Consider the following 14686-nt stretch of genomic DNA (forward strand, 5'->3'; position numbering starts at 1 on the left):
GTACTCCTTGCGGCTCGGCCGTTGCGGGTGGGCGTTACGTGGAGGTGCCGTGCGTGGAGCAGGTTCGAGACGTTCGGTATAGCGAACGCCGGTCGGCTTACCGGCAACCTGGATGATCGGGGGGTGGTGGATCCCCGTCAATCCCCCTCGCAGGATTCGCTTGGACCGTCGAAACATTCGCGCGCCTCTGCCGTTCCGGATGGCTGCGAGCCGCGGCGAGCGTGTCTTTCCGCGCAGTTCCTCCCACACCCGTTTCCCCCACGGCAGCGGATCGGTGCCCCAGTCCTCGGCCAGCTCTCCCACCAGCGCGAGACCGCGCCCGCCTTCGTCATCGAGGCCCGGCACCTCGCGCTCCGGCCTGGCCTTCGAAAAGTCCACGACACCGATGCGCACACGCCCCCGGTCGGGGCGGTCGACGACGACCCGGATGGAGTCCCGCCGGGTGTGCCGAACCGCGTTGGTCACCGACTCGGAGACGATCAGGGCACCGTCGTCGGCCAAGTCCGACAGGTTCCAGGCGCTCAGTACCGCGCGGACCAGGTGTCGGGCCCGGGCGGCGCTCTCGGGCTCGCGCGGCAGAGTCTCGCTGTACCCGGGGTGACCCGTACCGCGAGCCCGCGTTGTAGCTTCTGGCATGTCGGTCTGCTCTCTCGGATCGGCCAAGCCCCGGGGCCGGTCGCACGGTCGCCGGGGCGCTGCGCGTACAGGTAATCGGGGAGACGTGATCACGCGGAGGAGCCAACGAGGGGGCCGCGGAGGGGCCACACTGGATGCGGAAGGGAACCGACATGAGCGACAACACCGAACGTCGCCGCCGTTTCGGCGCCTACCTCGCCGGTCTGCGGCGGAACTCGGGCCGCTCGCAACGGCAGTTCGCCGCCGCGCTGTGCGCCGTGTCCGGTGCCCAGTCGATCACCCGCAACGAAGTCTCCCGATGGGAGCGCGGCGAACGCATCCCGGACGTGTGGCTCCCCGTCTCCGCTCAGGTACTCGGGGTGCCGTTGCACGAGTTGGAGCAGGCCGCCGCGTATGCCAGGGGGACGCCCAGGCCGTCCTTCCCGGGGTCGTGATGTCCCTGGCGGACCTACTGCCCGCCGAGGAGATGCGGAAGCCGTCGGAGGCGCGTCGCGGTCGCCGGATCGGTGCGGAGGCCGTGGACTGCCTGGCGGCGCGGGTGCACGGTCTCCGGCTCGCGGACGACGTGCTGTCCGGCGGCGACCTGATCGCCCCCGCCTTCCGGGAACTGCGCGCAGCCGTCCGGCTCCACCGGGAGTCCGAACACTCCGAAGACACGGGGCGCCGCCTGCTGGTGCAGATCGGGGAACTGGGGCAGATCGCCGGGTGGATCGCCTCGGACGCCGGACGCGGACACCACGCGGAGCGCGCCTACCGGCTCGGCATCTCCGCCGCCCGGCAGGCCGGGGACGCGGTGCTCTTGGCACAACTCGTGGGCAGCCTCGGCTACCACTTGTCGAACAGTGGCCGGGAGCGGCAGGGACTGGAGTTGGCGGAAGCGGCCGTGGCGGAGGCCGGTCCGGCCGCCCCGGCCGCGACGCGCGCTGTTCCTGGACCGGCTCGCGTGGGCGCGCACGCGAGCCGCGGAGACACAACCGGCCCTTCGCGCACTGGGGGAGGCGCACGCCGCTCTCGACGCCACGGACGGCGCTCCGGCGCCCTCGTGGGCGTACTGGGTGAACCGCGAAGAGCTGGAGGTCATGGACGCCAGGGTGTTCACCGAATTGCGTCGGCCGCTGCGAGCCGTGCCGCTGCTCCAGGACGTGCTCGGGCGCTACGACGCCACGCACGCCCGGGAAATGGCGCTGTACCGGTCGTGGCTGGCGGTCGCGCTGGCGGACGCCAACGAGCCCGAGCGGGCCGCCGAGGAAGCTCGCCGCGTCATCGAGGCGTCCGGCGATCTGTCCTCGGAGCGCACGGCGGACCGAGCCCGGACGGTCCTGCGCCGGCTCCAGGCGTATGAGGACGTGCCCGAGGCGCGTGCGGTGCCGGCCGACCACGGGCATCTGCTGCTCGCGTGACCTCCCGCCGACCCCGCCGCCTTCCGGAGCGGGCGGCGTAAGCATGATGAGCGCATGGATTCAGGACTCGCGGCGGTGCTCGGCGCCGGCATCACCGGCTCCGTCGCCTCACTGGCCGCGTTGCTCACCTACCGGCAGACGAAGGTCCAGCTCCGGAGCAACGCCAGACTGGCCCTGCGGGAACCGCGACGGAAGGTGTACCGCGACTTCCTGACCGGCAGCCGTGAAGCCGTGCAGGCCGTGCTGGATCTCGTGGACGAGGACACGGGAGAGGTCGCCCTCGGGCCGCTCGGCCTCGCTCTGGACGAACATCTCCCGGCTCTTATGCGCCTGCTGGCCGAAGTGGACCTGGAAGGGCCGCAGGCGGTGAGCGACGTGGCGAACGAGGTGGTGAAGGCACTCGTCAAGCTCCATGGCGATGCCCTGGCCGCGGACCTGTCCGGGCTGGTGGACGACGAGGAGCGCCCTGCCCGCATCGGCGGCGACTTCCTGGCGGAGGTCCGTACGGCGATGAAGGAATTCGTGGTCGTGGCCCGCACGGCACTCGCGACCGACGCCGACTGAAGGCGGTGGCGAGGCGGGGACGATGCCGATGCGATGAGGAGGTACCTACGGTCGTCCGGGCGCGGCCCTGCGCCAGGGCGGGGGGACGGGCGTGGGGTGCGGGACGGCGAAGTCGGCGAGGACGTAGTCGTGCAGGTCGCCAGGGTAGGCGTGCAACCGCGGCGGGTGGTCGTAGTACGAGCGTCGGCGCGGGGGCAGTCGTCGTTGCACCTGACGGCGCAGCAGAAGGGCGTCACGGGCGGCCCGGCGGACGCTCCGGGCCGGGGCGTCGTATCCCAGCGCGCTACGGGCGCGGTCGTCGAGCAGACTGATGACCAGCTGGCGTGCGGCGGGCCGCGCGGGACGGGGAGCCGGTCGTAGAACACGCTCATGGCCTGCTCGGCCACGGCGTGATTGGCCGGGTGCCGACGGAAGCACCGGCGTTCGTAGTCTTCCGCGAATGCCTCCATGCCGGCGATGTCGCCGGGGATGTCGCTGATCCCGATGCGCCGGCCGATGTGCCAGAGCGCCCATCAGGACCAGAGTGCTCTCGTACCGCCGCCGGGGAGCGCGCGCGTACTGCCCGGTGGCCGCGAGCAGGCCGCTGACGGAGGGCGCGGCGAAGGTACGCAGATTCGCCAGTTCCAGCGCCCGCAGGTATTCCCAGGGGAACTCCAGACCGGTGCTGATGCGGTAGATCTCGCCGTGGTCGTGCACCGGGTCGAGCCGTTCGATGCGGGCCAGCCGGGCGAGGCGTCGCCGGGACGGGGGGATGTCGACCATGTGGCCTCGTTGGGGGTCCGTGTCCCGCGCCCACCGCTTCCACCTCGAAGTGGACGGTCACTCGGTGACGGTTCAGACCCGCCACGCCGCACGGGAGACAGAGCTGCTCGTGGACGGCAAGGTGGTCGGGTATCAGCGGATCCCGACCCGGCACCGCCCGTCCGCGATCGTACTCACCGCCGAGCTGCCGGGTGACCCGCCGAAGCCCTTCGCCGTCGCTCTCCACAGCCGTGGGAGCGCCGAGGATGCCCCCACGTGCGCACTGGAGATCGCTGGACGCAGGCATGCCATGTCCGAGTCGCCACTGATCCGGCCCGGCACCGTCCCTCCCGCAGCGGGCCGCCCCGCACTGCGCTCGGCCCGCAGTCTGCTCCGTCGCACCCTGCGGAGGTTGGTCTGACGGAGGAAGGCCGCACGGGGGCCGACGGCGGGGCACGTAACGGTGGATCAGAGCGCCGGTCGCTTCTGCCGTCCCTCGCTCGACATGCCGTGCAGCGCGGGCGGGACTAGGCTTTTCGAGCGAAGGCCGCAGTCCACGACGCGCCGTGTGCCTTTCGCCCATAGGCTTGCCGGCCGCCCGGTCACAGCCGCCGGTCTTCCCCGATCCTGGTTGCGGTGACACCTGAGGACCGCGCCGCACCCCGCTTGCCGAGCCCGGCGACGGCCATCCACCTCGCGCCTTCCTGACGGGACCCGCGAAAGACGATGGGGACGGCCATGGCTACGGCGGAGACCACCGCGCGTCCCGGAGCGCCTTCCGCCCCGAGAAGCTCGTCTGCCCGAGGGAGTCCGCCCATGCGAATCGTCGTGGACCTGAACCGGTGCCAGGGATACGCGCAGTGCGTGTATCTGGCGCACGAGGTCTTCAGGTTGAACGGTCAGGAAGCGCTCACCTATGAGCCGAATCCCGATGACGAGCGACGCCTGCGGGTCGAGCGGGCAGCCGCGGCCTGCCCGGTGCAGGCGATCATGATCGACCGCTTGGACGGCGCGGAGGGGAGTACGACGTCATGACCCTGAGGGCGACGGTCGCGGAGCTGGTGCGCGAGTTCCGGGCCAGCGGCCGGATCGTCATCGTGGGGGCCTCCCTGGCCGGGCTCCGGGCGGCGGAGACGCTGCGCGGGGAGGGCTTCACCGGTTCCCTGACCATCATCGGGGACGAACCGTACGAGCCCTACGACCGTCCGCCGCTGTCCAAGCAGGTGCTCAAGGGCTGGGTGCCGGCAGACCACACCAAGCTGCCCCGTATGCGGGAAGTGGATGCGGACTGGCGCCTCGGGGTGGCCGCCGTCGGGCTGGACCGGGTCACCAAGCGGGTGCGGCTGGCCGACGGTGAGGAGGTGCCGTACGACCGGTTGCTGATCGCCACGGGCACCCGCGCGCGGCAGTGGCCGAACCCGGACGAGGCCGCACTGGAGGGCGTCCACACGATTCGCTCGCGCGACGACGCCGCACGGTTGCAGAAGGAGTTCTCCGAGTCGCCGTCCCGGGTCGTGGTCATCGGCGCCGGGTTCATCGGCTCGGAAGTGGCCTCCGTGTGCCGGGAGCTCGACATCCCGGTGACCGTCGTCGAGCGGGGTTCGGCGCCGCTGGTCGGCGCGCTCGGCGGGGTGATCGGGGGGATCGCCGCCCGGTTGCAGCGCGATCACGGCGTGGACCTGCGCTGCGGCCTGGGCGTGTCGTCACTGGAGGGCGACTCCGGCGGGCACGTGCGGCGTGCGTGTCTGTCCGACGGAACGGTCGTCGACGCCGACGTGGTGGTGGCCTCGCTGGGTTCGATCCGCAACGTGGAGTGGCTGGAGGGCTCCGGGCTGGCGGCAGGTTTCTGGGGCGTGGGGTGCGACGCCGGTGGACGGGCCTTCGACATCAACGGCGTGGTCACCGACAGCGTCTTCGTGGCAGGCGATGTGGCGCGGGCACCGCACGTGCTGTACGAGTACCAGTTCCTCGCCATGGAGCACTGGGACAACGCTGTTTTCGGCGCCGAGGTCACAGCGCACAACATGGTGAACCTCGAGCCCCACTACCGGCCGCATCTGCTGCTGCCCGGCTTCTGGTCCGGGCAGTTCGGCGTCAACATCAAGTCCGTCGGCGTGCCTCCCTTCGGTGACGAGATCGTCTTCACCCAGGGCTCCGTCGAGGACCGGCGGTTCGCCGCCGCCTACGGGCGCCGGGGCCGCATCGTCGCCGCCGTGACCTTCGACCACGGCAAGTGGCTGGAGTACTACGCCCGGCTGATCGAGCGGTCCGGTCCGTTCCCGCCTCCGCCGTCGGGCTGGGACCAGCCGGCCGACACCGAGCCGATGCCGGCCGAGTTCCCGGACCCGAGGGTCCCGACGGCGATTCCCGACGTCGTCCTGACCGGCCATGCCCCGAGCGAGCGGACGGCGGAGTTCCGGCCCCGGCGCCACTGACCCGGCCCGACGGCCCCGGCCCGCAAGCGGACCGCACCGACAGGAGGAAGGAGGGGAGCCCCGTGGTCGAGGAAACCCCCTGGCAACAGGCCCTCCGCTACGCCAACCGCGCCAACCCGTATCCCTTCTACGAGGAACTCCGCAAGACACCGGTGGCGCGCCAGCCGGACGGGACCTACGTCGTGAGCACCTACCGGGAGATCGTCACGCTGCTGCACGACCCCCGGGTCAGTTCGGATCCACGAAAGCGCCCCGCCCCGGCCGCGGCCCAGGCGGAGGGCTCGGAGGAGCAGGCGGCCGAGCCGATCAGGGAGGTGCTGACCGAGCCGAACATCATCACCTGCGATCCGCCCGAGCACGACCGGGACCGCCGGATGATGATGCCGCACTTCGTCGGCCCGCCCCATGCGCCCCACCTGATCTCCGACCTGGAGCCCGACATCCGCCGCATCGTCGACGGCCTCCTGGACGGTATGAAGGGCAAGAACCGGATCGACGCCGTCGACGACTTCGCCTACCCCCTGCCGGTGACGGTGATCTGCAAGGTCCTGGGCGTGCCGATGGAGGACGAGCCGCGCTTCCACCACTGGGTCGAAACAGCCCTGGACGCCCTGGACTTCGGCCCCGAGGCAGCCTCCGAAGAGATCCGCAGCCGACGTGCCGGAGGGCGCCAGGCCGTACAGGAGTTCGCACGGTTCGCGGACGCGTTGCTCGACCGGTACGCCCGGCAACCCGGCCCGGGCATGCTCTCCGCGATGGCGAACGACAACGGCCCGGAAGGGCGGATGCCCAAGGGCGTCCTCGCCAGCAACGCCCTGCTCCTGATCTTCGCGGGGCACGAAACCACGGTCAACCTCATCGCCCACAGCGTCCTCACCCTGCTGCGGCACCCCGACGCGCTGGAGAAGCTGCGCCGCCGGCCCGAGCTGATCGTGCCCGCGGTGGAGGAACTGCTGCGGTTCGAGTCGTCGGTGCAGTTCTGGCACACCCGTTCCGCCGTGGAGGACATCGACATCGCCGGCACCACCATCCCGGCGGGCGCACCGATCTTCCTGGTGTACGGGTCGGCGAACCGTGACCCGGAACGGTTCACCGACCCCGACCGGCTCGACCTCGAACGCCGGGACAACGAACACCTCGGGTTCAGCCAGGGCATCCACTTCTGCTTCGGTGCGCCGCTCGCGCGTCTGGAGGTCCAGATCGCGGTCGGTGAGTTCGTCCGCCGGGTACGGAATCCCCGGCTGGTCGAGGACCCGCCGCCGTACCGGCACAACCAGATCTTCCGGGGCCCACGGCATGTCCTCGTCGACATCGACGGCATCCGCGACTGACCAGCGGTCCCGGGGCCGCGGGGTGTGCGTCGACTGCCGTCAGGGCCGGGAGACCCGCTTCCACCGGGCGTCATGAGGCCGATCGGGTGACGATGGACCTGTGGTGACGTGCCACGCTGCTCACAGAAGGAGGCAGGTGCCATGACATCTCCTTCCGTTTCCCCCGGCCCCGTTCCGTCACGCGGCACCGAGCCACGGGAGGGGCCCGCGGCCCAGGGCATCGCCGCCCTCGCGAACGCGGGCTGGCAGATCCTGCTCACCATGGGCCTCGCCACCATCGCCCTGGGCGTCATCGCCCTGGTCTGGCCGGGCGAGACGCTCCGCGTCGTCGGCGTGCTCTTCGGCGTCTACCTGCTGGCCACCGGTGTCTTCCAGCTCGCCGCCGCCTTCGGCACCCACGTCCCCCGGCATCTTCGCGTGCTGCACTTCATCAGCGGCGCGGCCTCCGTCCTGCTGGGACTGGTCTGTCTCCGGGGTCCGCTCGAGTCGGTCTTCCTGCTCGCCCTGTGGATCGGCTTCGGCTGGCTGCTCCGGGGCACCTTGGAGACGGTCGCGGCGGCCTCCGACGAGACCATGCCAGGCCGTGGCTGGCACGTGGCCTTCGGCATCATCGGCACCATGGCCGGCATCGTGATGATCGTCATGCCGTTCGCCTCCATCACGACACTCACCCTGGTGGCAGGCATCATGGCCATCGTCGTCGGCCTGACCGAAGTGGTCCGTGCCGTCAGCACACGCGCCGAGCTCGGCCGTCTGGCCGCCGGCACGGCCTCCGGGCGGCGCCCCCTGTTCCACGCGCGTCCGCACCCCCAGCACTGACCGCTGGGAAGCCGAGGCCCCGGGCCCCGCTTGAACGCCGACCGGCAGGCGAACGCGGCCCGGGAGCTCAGCCACCTGGCCGGACCTGTGCAGTCGTCACCTCCGTTACAGGGGCGGTCGTGAGACGTGAGAAGGTCTGGGGCGTGAGTGAGACACCACCGAACACCCTGCAATACCGCTTCGACGGGCCGGAAGAGGCTCCCGTACTGATTCTGGGTCCCTCACTGGGCACCACCTGGCACATGTGGGACCGCCAGGTGCCGGAGCTGGCCAAGCAGTGGCGGGTGCTCCGGTTCGACCTGCCGGGGCACGGCGGCGCCCCCGCGCACCCCGCCGGCTCCGTCGCCGACCTCGCCGCCCGGCTGCTGGCCACCCTGGACGCGCTCGGCGTGCAGCGCTTCGGCTACGCGGGCTGCGCGCTCGGCGGCGCCGTCGGCATCGAGCTGGCCCTGCGCAACCCCGAGCGCCTCGCCTCGCTCGCGCTGGTCGCGGCCTCCCCCCGGTTCGGCACCGCGGACGAGTTCCGGCAGCGCGGGGTGGTGGTCCGTACCAATGGGCTCGACCCGATCGCCCGGACCGCGCCCGACCGCTGGTTCACCGGCGGGTTCGCCGCCGCGCAGCCCGCGATCACCGAGTGGGCCGTGCAGATGGTCCGTACCACCGACCCGGGCTGCTACATCGCCGCCTGCGAGGCGCTGGCCTCCTTCGACGTACGGCCCGAGCTCGGCAGGGTGGGTGTGCCGACGCTGGTGCTGGTCGGCTCCGACGACCAGGTCACCGGCCCGGCGGAGGCCCGTACCCTGGTCGCCGGCATCCCCGACGCCCGGCTCGCGGTCGTGCCCGGCGCCTCCCATCTGGTGCCGGTCGAGCAGCCCGCCGCCGTCACCGACCTGCTCGTCCACCACTTCTCCACCGCCTGGCAGCAGCCCTTCGACACCGGGCAGACCGCTCTGCCGGCCGCCGTCGCGCCCGCCGTCCCGGCGCCCGCCCCCGTGGTGCCGGCGCAGGCCGCGCCGGTCGGCGAGATCGCCCCGGCCGCCGTACCGGCCCAGGCCGACGGAGCGCCCGACCGGTACGAGACCGGGCTGAAGATCCGCCGCGAGGTGCTCGGCGACGCGCACGTGGACCGGACGCTGGCGGACGCCGACGAGTTCTCCGGGGACTTCCAGGACTTCATCACCCGCTACGCCTGGGGCGAGATCTGGGACCGGCCGGGCCTGGACCGCCGTACCCGCAGCTGCGTCACGCTGAGCGCGCTGGTCGCCGGCGGCCACCTGGAGGAGCTGGCCGCCCACACCCGGGCGGCCCTGCGCAGCGGGCTGACCCCCGCCGAGATCGCCGAGGTGCTGCTGCAGACCGCCGTCTACTGCGGGGTGCCGGCCGCGAACAGCGCGTTCCGGGTCGCCCAGCGGGTCATCCGCGAGGAGACCACACCCGCCGAGTAGTGCCGTGCGCGGCGGGCGCGGGCGTGAAGATGGGAGACATGAAGCTCACGAAGAAGTCCCACGCCTGCGTCCGCCTCGACAAGGAGGGCCGCACGCTCGTCATCGACCCGGGCGCCTTCTCGGAGGAGGACGCGGCGCTCGGCGCGGACGCCGTCCTGATCACGCACGAGCACCCGGACCACTTCGACGAGTTCCGGCTGCGGGCCGCCATGGAGAACAACCCGGCCGCCGAGATCTGGACGCTGAAGTCCGTCGCGGAGCGGATCACGGCCGCCTTCCCGGGCCGGGTGCACACCGTCGGCCACGGCGACACCTTCACCGCCGCCGGCTTCGACGTCCAGGTGCACGGCGAGCTGCACGCGGTGATCCACCCCGACCTGCCGCGCGTCACCAACGTCGGCTACCTGATCGACGGCGGCGCGGTCTTCCACCCCGGCGACGCCCTCACCGTCCCCGACCACCCGGTGGAGACGCTGCTGGTGCCGGTGATGGCCCCCTGGAACAAGATCTCCGAGGTGATCGACTACGTCCGCGAGGTCGCCCCGCGGCGCGCCTACGACGTCCACGACGCCCTGCTCACCGACCTCGCCGTGCCGATCTACGGCGGCCACCTCGGCCGGCTGGGCGGCACCGACCACCAGCGGCTGGTGCCCGGGGCGGCGGCGGAGGTCTGAGCCCGTTGTCACAGGCTCCGGGTAGGTTGTGAGGCATGCGCATCGCCACCTGGAACGTGAACTCGATCACCGCCCGCCTGCCCCGGCTGCTGGCCTGGCTGGAGAGCAGCGGCACCGACGTGCTCTGCCTCCAGGAGGCCAAGATCGCCGAGGAGCAGTTCCCGTTCGACCAGCTGCGCGAGCTGGGCTACGAATCGGCGGTCCACGCGACCGGCCGGTGGAACGGCGTGGCGGTGCTCTCCCGCGTCGGCATCGAGGACGTGGTCAAGGGCCTGCCCGGAGACCCCGGCTACGACGGCGTGACCGAGCCGCGCGCCATCTCGGCGACCTGCGGCCCGGTCCGCGTCTGGTCGGTGTACGTGCCCAACGGCCGCGAGGTGGGGCACCCGCACTACGCCTACAAGCTCCAGTGGTTCGAGGCCCTGAAGGCGGCCGTGTACGGCGACGCGCGGGGCAGCCGCCCGTTCGCGGTCCTGGGGGACTACAACGTGGCGCCGACCGACGACGACGTCCACGACGTGACGGCGTTCGAGGGCTCCACCCACGTCACCCCCGCCGAGCGCGCCGCGCTCGCCGCCCTGCGCGAGACGGGCCTGGACGACATCGTGCCGCGCCCGCTGAAGTACGACCGGCCCTTCACGTACTGGGACTACCGCCAGCTGTGCTTCCCGAAGAACCGCGGCATGCGCATCGACCTGGTCTACGGCAACGAGCCGTTCGCCAAGGCCGTGAAGGACGCCTACGTCGACCGCGAGGAGCGCAAGGGCAAGGGTGCCTCCGACCACGCGCCGGTGGTGGTCGACCTGGACGTGTGATGCCACGCTGGGGGCATGCGTCTTCCGTTCCTGGGCCCCCGGCACGACAAGAACGGTGAGGCGGCGCCGCCCGCCGACCCCGAGGCGGTCGCCGCGCTGCTGTCCGAGTGCGATCTGCTGCGCGCGCAGGCGGCCCGGGGAGGTGTCCGCCTCGACGACACCCCGGCCTCCCTGGAGGCCCTGGACCAGATGGACCCGCGCTGGCGCGACGACCCCGAGATCCTGCCCTGGCTCGGCCATGACGCCGGGCTGTACCTGGGCACGGTCGTGGTGCGCACGGTGCCCGGCGCGGCCTGGCGGATCCGCTCGGACGGCGAACCCGTCGTACGGCTCGCCTCCGGCCGGACGGTGGAGGTGGTGCCGGCCGGGCAGGAGTGGGCCGCGACCGGGGTCCCCGAGCTGTCCCAGCTGTACGCCGAGATCGCCGAGGACTGACCCCGCCCTCCGCCACTGGCCCCACCCCCGGCCGCCCGCTGACGTAAATACGGCTAATGCCCTGAGGATGCGTGTCGTGCCCCGGCCGCACGGCCGGCTGGATAGGTTGCGGCAACCACGACACAGCCGAGAGCGAGTGGGGCTGCGGATGGCCGTCGATCCGTTGATCGAACTGCGCAACGTCAACAAGTACTACGGAGAGCTGCATGTCCTGAGGGACATCGACCTCACGGTCGGCAAGGGGGAGGTGGTCGTGGTCATCGGCCCGTCCGGCTCGGGCAAGTCGACGCTGTGCAGGACGATCAACCGGCTGGAGACCATCGAGTCCGGCACCATCACCCTCGACGGCCGGCCGCTGCCCGCGGAGGGCAAGGCCCTCGCCCGGCTGCGCGCCGAGGTCGGCATGGTCTTCCAGTCCTTCAACCTCTTCGCGCACAGGACCGTCCTGCAGAACGTCTCCCTCGCCCAGGTCAAGGTGCGCGGCCGGGGCCGGCAGGAGGCCGACCGGCGCTCCCGCGAACTCCTGGACCGGGTCGGCCTGCTGAACCAGGCCGACAAGTACCCCGCCCAGCTCTCCGGCGGCCAGCAGCAGCGCGTCGCCATCGCCCGCGCGCTCGCCATGGAACCCAAGGCGATGCTCTTCGACGAGCCCACCTCCGCCCTCGACCCCGAGATGATCAACGAGGTGCTGGAGGTCATGCGGCAGCTCGCCCGGGAGGGCATGACCATGGTCGTCGTCACCCACGAGATGGGCTTCGCCCGTGCCTCCGCCAACCGCGTCGTCTTCATGGCCGACGGCCGGATCGTGGAGGACCGCAGCCCGGACGAGTTCTTCACCGACCCGCGCAGCGACCGCGCCAAGGACTTTCTCTCCAAGATCCTCAAGCACTGACCGGGGGACCGCGACCCATGTGCCGTACCACCCGTGTGCCCCGCGCCCTGTGCGCGCTGCTCGTGCTGCTGGCCGCCGCCTGCGGCAGGGAGGGCAGCCCGCCCGGCAAGGGACCGGCCGCCGGGAGACTCCCGCACTACCAGGTGGCCCGGGACGTCCGCCTGCCCGCCTCCCGGACCTGGACCCGGGCCAAGCGGCGCGGCCACTTCGTCGTCGGCGTCAAGGAGGACCAGCCCTACCTCGGCGAGAAGGACCCGGCCACCGGCACCTACTCCGGCTTCGACATCGAGATCGCCAGGATGATGTCCGCCTCGCTGGGCCTCGCGCCGAAGAGCATCCGGTTCCGCACCATCGCCTCCGCCAACCGCGAGACCGCCCTGCAGAACGGCCAGATCGACTACTACGTGGGCACCTACACCATCAACCCCAACCGCAAGAAACTCGTGGGCTTCGCCGGCCCCTACTACATGGCCGGCCAGTCGCTGCTGGTGCGCAAGGACGAGAACACCATCCACGGCCCGAAGGACCTCGCCGGCAAACGCGTCTGCTCGGCCGCCGGCTCCACGCCGTACCAGCGCATCAAGGCCGACTACCCGAAAGCGGTCCTGGTCGCCTACGACACCTACTCCGTCTGCGTGGACAACCTCCTCACCTACCAGGTCGACGCGGTCACCACCGACGACGCCATCCTCATCGGCTACGCGGCCAAGGTCCCGGACGAACTGAAGCTCGCCGGAAAGCCGTTCTCCAAGGAGCCCTACGGCATCGGCGTCCCGCACGGCGACGACGCCCTGCGCCTCGCCCTCGACGACGCCCTCGCGGCCCGCGAGAAGAACGGCGACTGGAAGAAGGCGTACGACGCCACGCTCGGCCTGTCCGGCGTGCCCGCACCCCACCCGCCCGCCATCGACCGCTACCCGGCGGGCCGAGCGAGGACGGCATGAACGTACTGACAGACAACTTCTCGGCCTACGGCGCCGGTTTTCTCGGCACCCTCGAACTGACCGTCTACGCCTCCCTGCTGGCCCTCGCGCTGGGCTTCCTGATGGCGTCCTTCCGGGTCGCGCCCGTCGGCTCCCTGCGGATCTTCGGCACCGCGTGGGTCACCGTGCTGCGCAACACCCCGCTCACCCTGCTGTTCTTCGCGGTGCTGCTCGGACTGCCCCGGTTCGGACTCGTCCTGCCCTTCAAGGTGTTCGCGGTGCTCGCCCTCGGCTGCTACACCTCCGCCTTCATCTGCGAGGCGCTGCGCTCCGGCATCAACACCGTGCCCCGGGGGCAGGGCGAGGCGGCCCGCAGCCTCGGCATGACCTTCGGGCAGGCCCTGTCCCTGGTCGTGCTGCCCCAGGCGTTCCGGTCCGTGATCCCGCCCGTCGGCTCCACCCTCATCGCGCTCGCCAAGAACTCCGCGATCGCGGGCGCCTTCAGCGTCACCGAACTGCTCGGCACGTACAAGACGCTCAACGAACTCGGCTACAACATCGTCTGGACGTTCGTCTGGATCGCCGTCGGCTACCTGATCATCACGCTCGCCATCAGCGCCCTGTTCCACGCGCTGGAGCGCAGGTGGGGAGTCGCCCGATGACCGCCGCCCCCGCGCTCTACGACGTCCCGGGCCCCCGCACCCGGCGGCGCCACGCCCTCTACGGCGTCCTGTCCACCGCCGTCCTCCTCGCGCTGCTCGCCTGGATCCTCTACCTGCTGTTCCACACCGGCCAGTTCACCGCCACCAAGTGGCTGCCCTTCGAGTACCAGGGCATCCAGCTGCTGTTGCTGCGCGGCCTCGGCAACACCCTGAAGGCGTTCGCGATCGCGGCCGTCCTCTCCCTGGCCCTCGGCGGGGTGCTGGCCACCGGCCGGCTCTCGGACCACCGGCCGGTGCGCGCGCTCGCCACGCTCGTCGTGGAGTTCTTCCGGGCCATGCCCGTGCTGGTGATGATCTTCTTCATCTTCGTGGCGCTGAAGGTGCAGCCGCTGCCCGCGCTGGTCGCCGGGCTCACCCTCTACAACGGCTCGGTCCTCGCCGAGGTCTTCCGCTCCGGCGTGCACGCCGTCGAACGCGGCCAGCGGGAGGCCGCGTTCGCGCTCGGCATGCGCAAGACGCAGGTCATGACGCACGTCCTCGTGCCGCAGGCGGTGCGCGCCATGCTGCCCGCCATCATCAGCCAGTTGGTGGTCGCGCTGAAGGACACCTCCCTCGGCTTCCTCATCACCTACGAGGAGTTTCTCCATGCCGGGAAACTCATCGCCTCCAACCTCGACTACGATTTGCCGTTCATCCCCGTAGTGATGGTGATCTCGCCGATCTACATCGGGATGTGCATGCTGCTCTCGTGGTTCGCCGGCTGGGTGTCCCGCCGTGAGCAGCGCAGCCCCAAGACCGAGGCGGTGGCTCACGCCCCGGCCGGCCCTGGGGCGCTGCTGCCCGGTGGGGAGCCCCCCATGGCCCCGGAACCCTGAGGGGGGCGGCAGTTCAACGGGCCAGGCTCGTCCGGCGGC

The 14686-nt window shown here is 71.5% G+C and carries 17 protein-coding genes and 1 pseudogene; 15 read left to right on the forward strand and 3 right to left on the reverse strand.

Features of this window, described 5'->3' with window-relative positions; all coding sequences use genetic code 11:
• Nucleotides 1-225 precede the first annotated feature (225 nt).
• Nucleotides 226-636 (reverse strand): annotated as a pseudogene (locus IE251_RS15300) (ATP-binding protein); the annotation flags it as partial.
• 152 nt (nucleotides 637-788) lie between these two features.
• Between IE251_RS15300 and IE251_RS41020 the strand changes: the two are divergent.
• Nucleotides 789-1070 (forward strand): helix-turn-helix domain-containing protein, encoded by a 282-nt coding sequence (locus IE251_RS41020; protein ID WP_229896778.1) that lies wholly within the window; start codon nucleotides 789-791, stop codon nucleotides 1068-1070.
• 14 nt (nucleotides 1071-1084) lie between these two features.
• Here the strand turns inward: IE251_RS41020 and IE251_RS41025 are convergent, their stop codons facing one another.
• Nucleotides 1085-1468: a hypothetical protein gene (locus IE251_RS41025; RefSeq protein ID WP_229896779.1), complete on the reverse strand. Its 384-nt coding sequence runs from the start codon at nucleotides 1466-1468 to the stop codon at nucleotides 1085-1087.
• 10 nt (nucleotides 1469-1478) lie between these two features.
• Between IE251_RS41025 and IE251_RS42395 the strand changes: the two genes are divergently transcribed.
• Both IE251_RS42395 and IE251_RS15310 read left to right on the forward strand, forming a co-directional pair.
• Nucleotides 1479-2036: an NsdA family TPR-like regulatory protein gene (locus IE251_RS42395; RefSeq protein WP_491590664.1), complete on the forward strand. Its 558-nt coding sequence runs from the start codon at nucleotides 1479-1481 to the stop codon at nucleotides 2034-2036.
• Nucleotides 2037-2090: 54 nt separating this feature from the next.
• Nucleotides 2091-2600 carry a hypothetical protein gene (locus IE251_RS15310; protein ID WP_189753491.1) on the forward strand — a complete coding sequence of 170 codons (510 nt, stop codon included), beginning with the start codon at nucleotides 2091-2093 and terminating at the stop codon, nucleotides 2598-2600.
• A gap of 45 nt (nucleotides 2601-2645) precedes the next feature.
• Here IE251_RS15310 and IE251_RS15315 read toward each other — a convergent pair whose 3' ends face one another.
• Nucleotides 2646-3362, reverse strand: a complete 717-nt coding sequence (locus tag IE251_RS15315; protein ID WP_189753492.1) for a hypothetical protein — start codon at nucleotides 3360-3362, stop codon at nucleotides 2646-2648.
• 795 nt (nucleotides 3363-4157) lie between these two features.
• On the opposite strand from IE251_RS15315, the gene IE251_RS15320 reads away from it, so the two are divergent.
• The 12 genes from IE251_RS15320 to IE251_RS15375 all read left to right on the forward strand — a co-directional run bounded on the left by IE251_RS15320 (nucleotide 4158) and on the right by IE251_RS15375 (nucleotide 14647).
• Complete coding sequence (locus IE251_RS15320; protein WP_189753493.1) at nucleotides 4158-4376, forward strand: ferredoxin; 219 nt, start codon at nucleotides 4158-4160, stop codon at nucleotides 4374-4376.
• Entirely contained in the window at nucleotides 4373-5776 is a 1404-nt protein-coding gene (locus tag IE251_RS15325; RefSeq protein ID WP_189753494.1) for an NAD(P)/FAD-dependent oxidoreductase, read from the forward strand. Before IE251_RS15320 ends, IE251_RS15325 begins: the two co-directional genes overlap by 4 nt.
• Nucleotides 5777-5838: 62 nt before the next feature.
• Nucleotides 5839-7107, forward strand: coding sequence for a cytochrome P450 (locus IE251_RS15330; protein WP_189753495.1), 1269 nt, complete (start codon nucleotides 5839-5841; stop codon nucleotides 7105-7107).
• Between the two features lie 141 nt (nucleotides 7108-7248).
• A complete protein-coding gene (locus IE251_RS15335; protein ID WP_189753496.1) occupies nucleotides 7249-7926 on the forward strand; it encodes an HdeD family acid-resistance protein in 678 nt (225 codons plus the stop codon).
• A 143-nt stretch (nucleotides 7927-8069) separates the two neighbouring features.
• A complete protein-coding gene (gene pcaDC / locus IE251_RS15340; RefSeq protein ID WP_189753497.1) occupies nucleotides 8070-9371 on the forward strand; it encodes a bifunctional 3-oxoadipate enol-lactonase/4-carboxymuconolactone decarboxylase PcaDC in 1302 nt (433 codons plus the stop codon).
• A gap of 38 nt (nucleotides 9372-9409) precedes the next feature.
• Nucleotides 9410-10045: an MBL fold metallo-hydrolase gene (locus IE251_RS15345; protein ID WP_189753498.1), complete on the forward strand. Its 636-nt coding sequence runs from the start codon at nucleotides 9410-9412 to the stop codon at nucleotides 10043-10045.
• A gap of 35 nt (nucleotides 10046-10080) precedes the next feature.
• Nucleotides 10081-10860, forward strand: coding sequence for an exodeoxyribonuclease III (locus tag IE251_RS15350; protein WP_030787698.1), 780 nt, complete (start codon nucleotides 10081-10083; stop codon nucleotides 10858-10860).
• A gap of 15 nt (nucleotides 10861-10875) precedes the next feature.
• A complete protein-coding gene (locus IE251_RS15355) occupies nucleotides 10876-11295 on the forward strand; it encodes a DUF6278 family protein (RefSeq protein ID WP_189753499.1) in 420 nt (139 codons plus the stop codon).
• 148 nt (nucleotides 11296-11443) lie between these two features.
• A complete protein-coding gene (locus IE251_RS15360; RefSeq protein WP_189753500.1) occupies nucleotides 11444-12187 on the forward strand; it encodes an amino acid ABC transporter ATP-binding protein in 744 nt (247 codons plus the stop codon).
• A 17-nt stretch (nucleotides 12188-12204) separates the two neighbouring features.
• Complete coding sequence (locus IE251_RS15365) at nucleotides 12205-13131, forward strand: glutamate ABC transporter substrate-binding protein (RefSeq protein ID WP_189753501.1); 927 nt, start codon at nucleotides 12205-12207, stop codon at nucleotides 13129-13131.
• A complete protein-coding gene (locus IE251_RS15370; protein ID WP_189753502.1) occupies nucleotides 13128-13772 on the forward strand; it encodes an amino acid ABC transporter permease in 645 nt (214 codons plus the stop codon). The genes IE251_RS15365 and IE251_RS15370 overlap by 4 nt, the downstream gene beginning before the upstream one ends.
• Nucleotides 13769-14647 carry an amino acid ABC transporter permease gene (locus tag IE251_RS15375; protein ID WP_189753503.1) on the forward strand — a complete coding sequence of 293 codons (879 nt, stop codon included), beginning with the start codon at nucleotides 13769-13771 and terminating at the stop codon, nucleotides 14645-14647. The genes IE251_RS15370 and IE251_RS15375 overlap by 4 nt, the downstream gene beginning before the upstream one ends.
• The last annotated feature ends 39 nt before the right edge of the window (nucleotides 14648-14686 follow it).

The sequence above is a fragment of the Streptomyces eurythermus genome, assembly GCF_014649115.1.
Taxonomy (GTDB): domain Bacteria; phylum Actinomycetota; class Actinomycetes; order Streptomycetales; family Streptomycetaceae; genus Streptomyces; species Streptomyces eurythermus.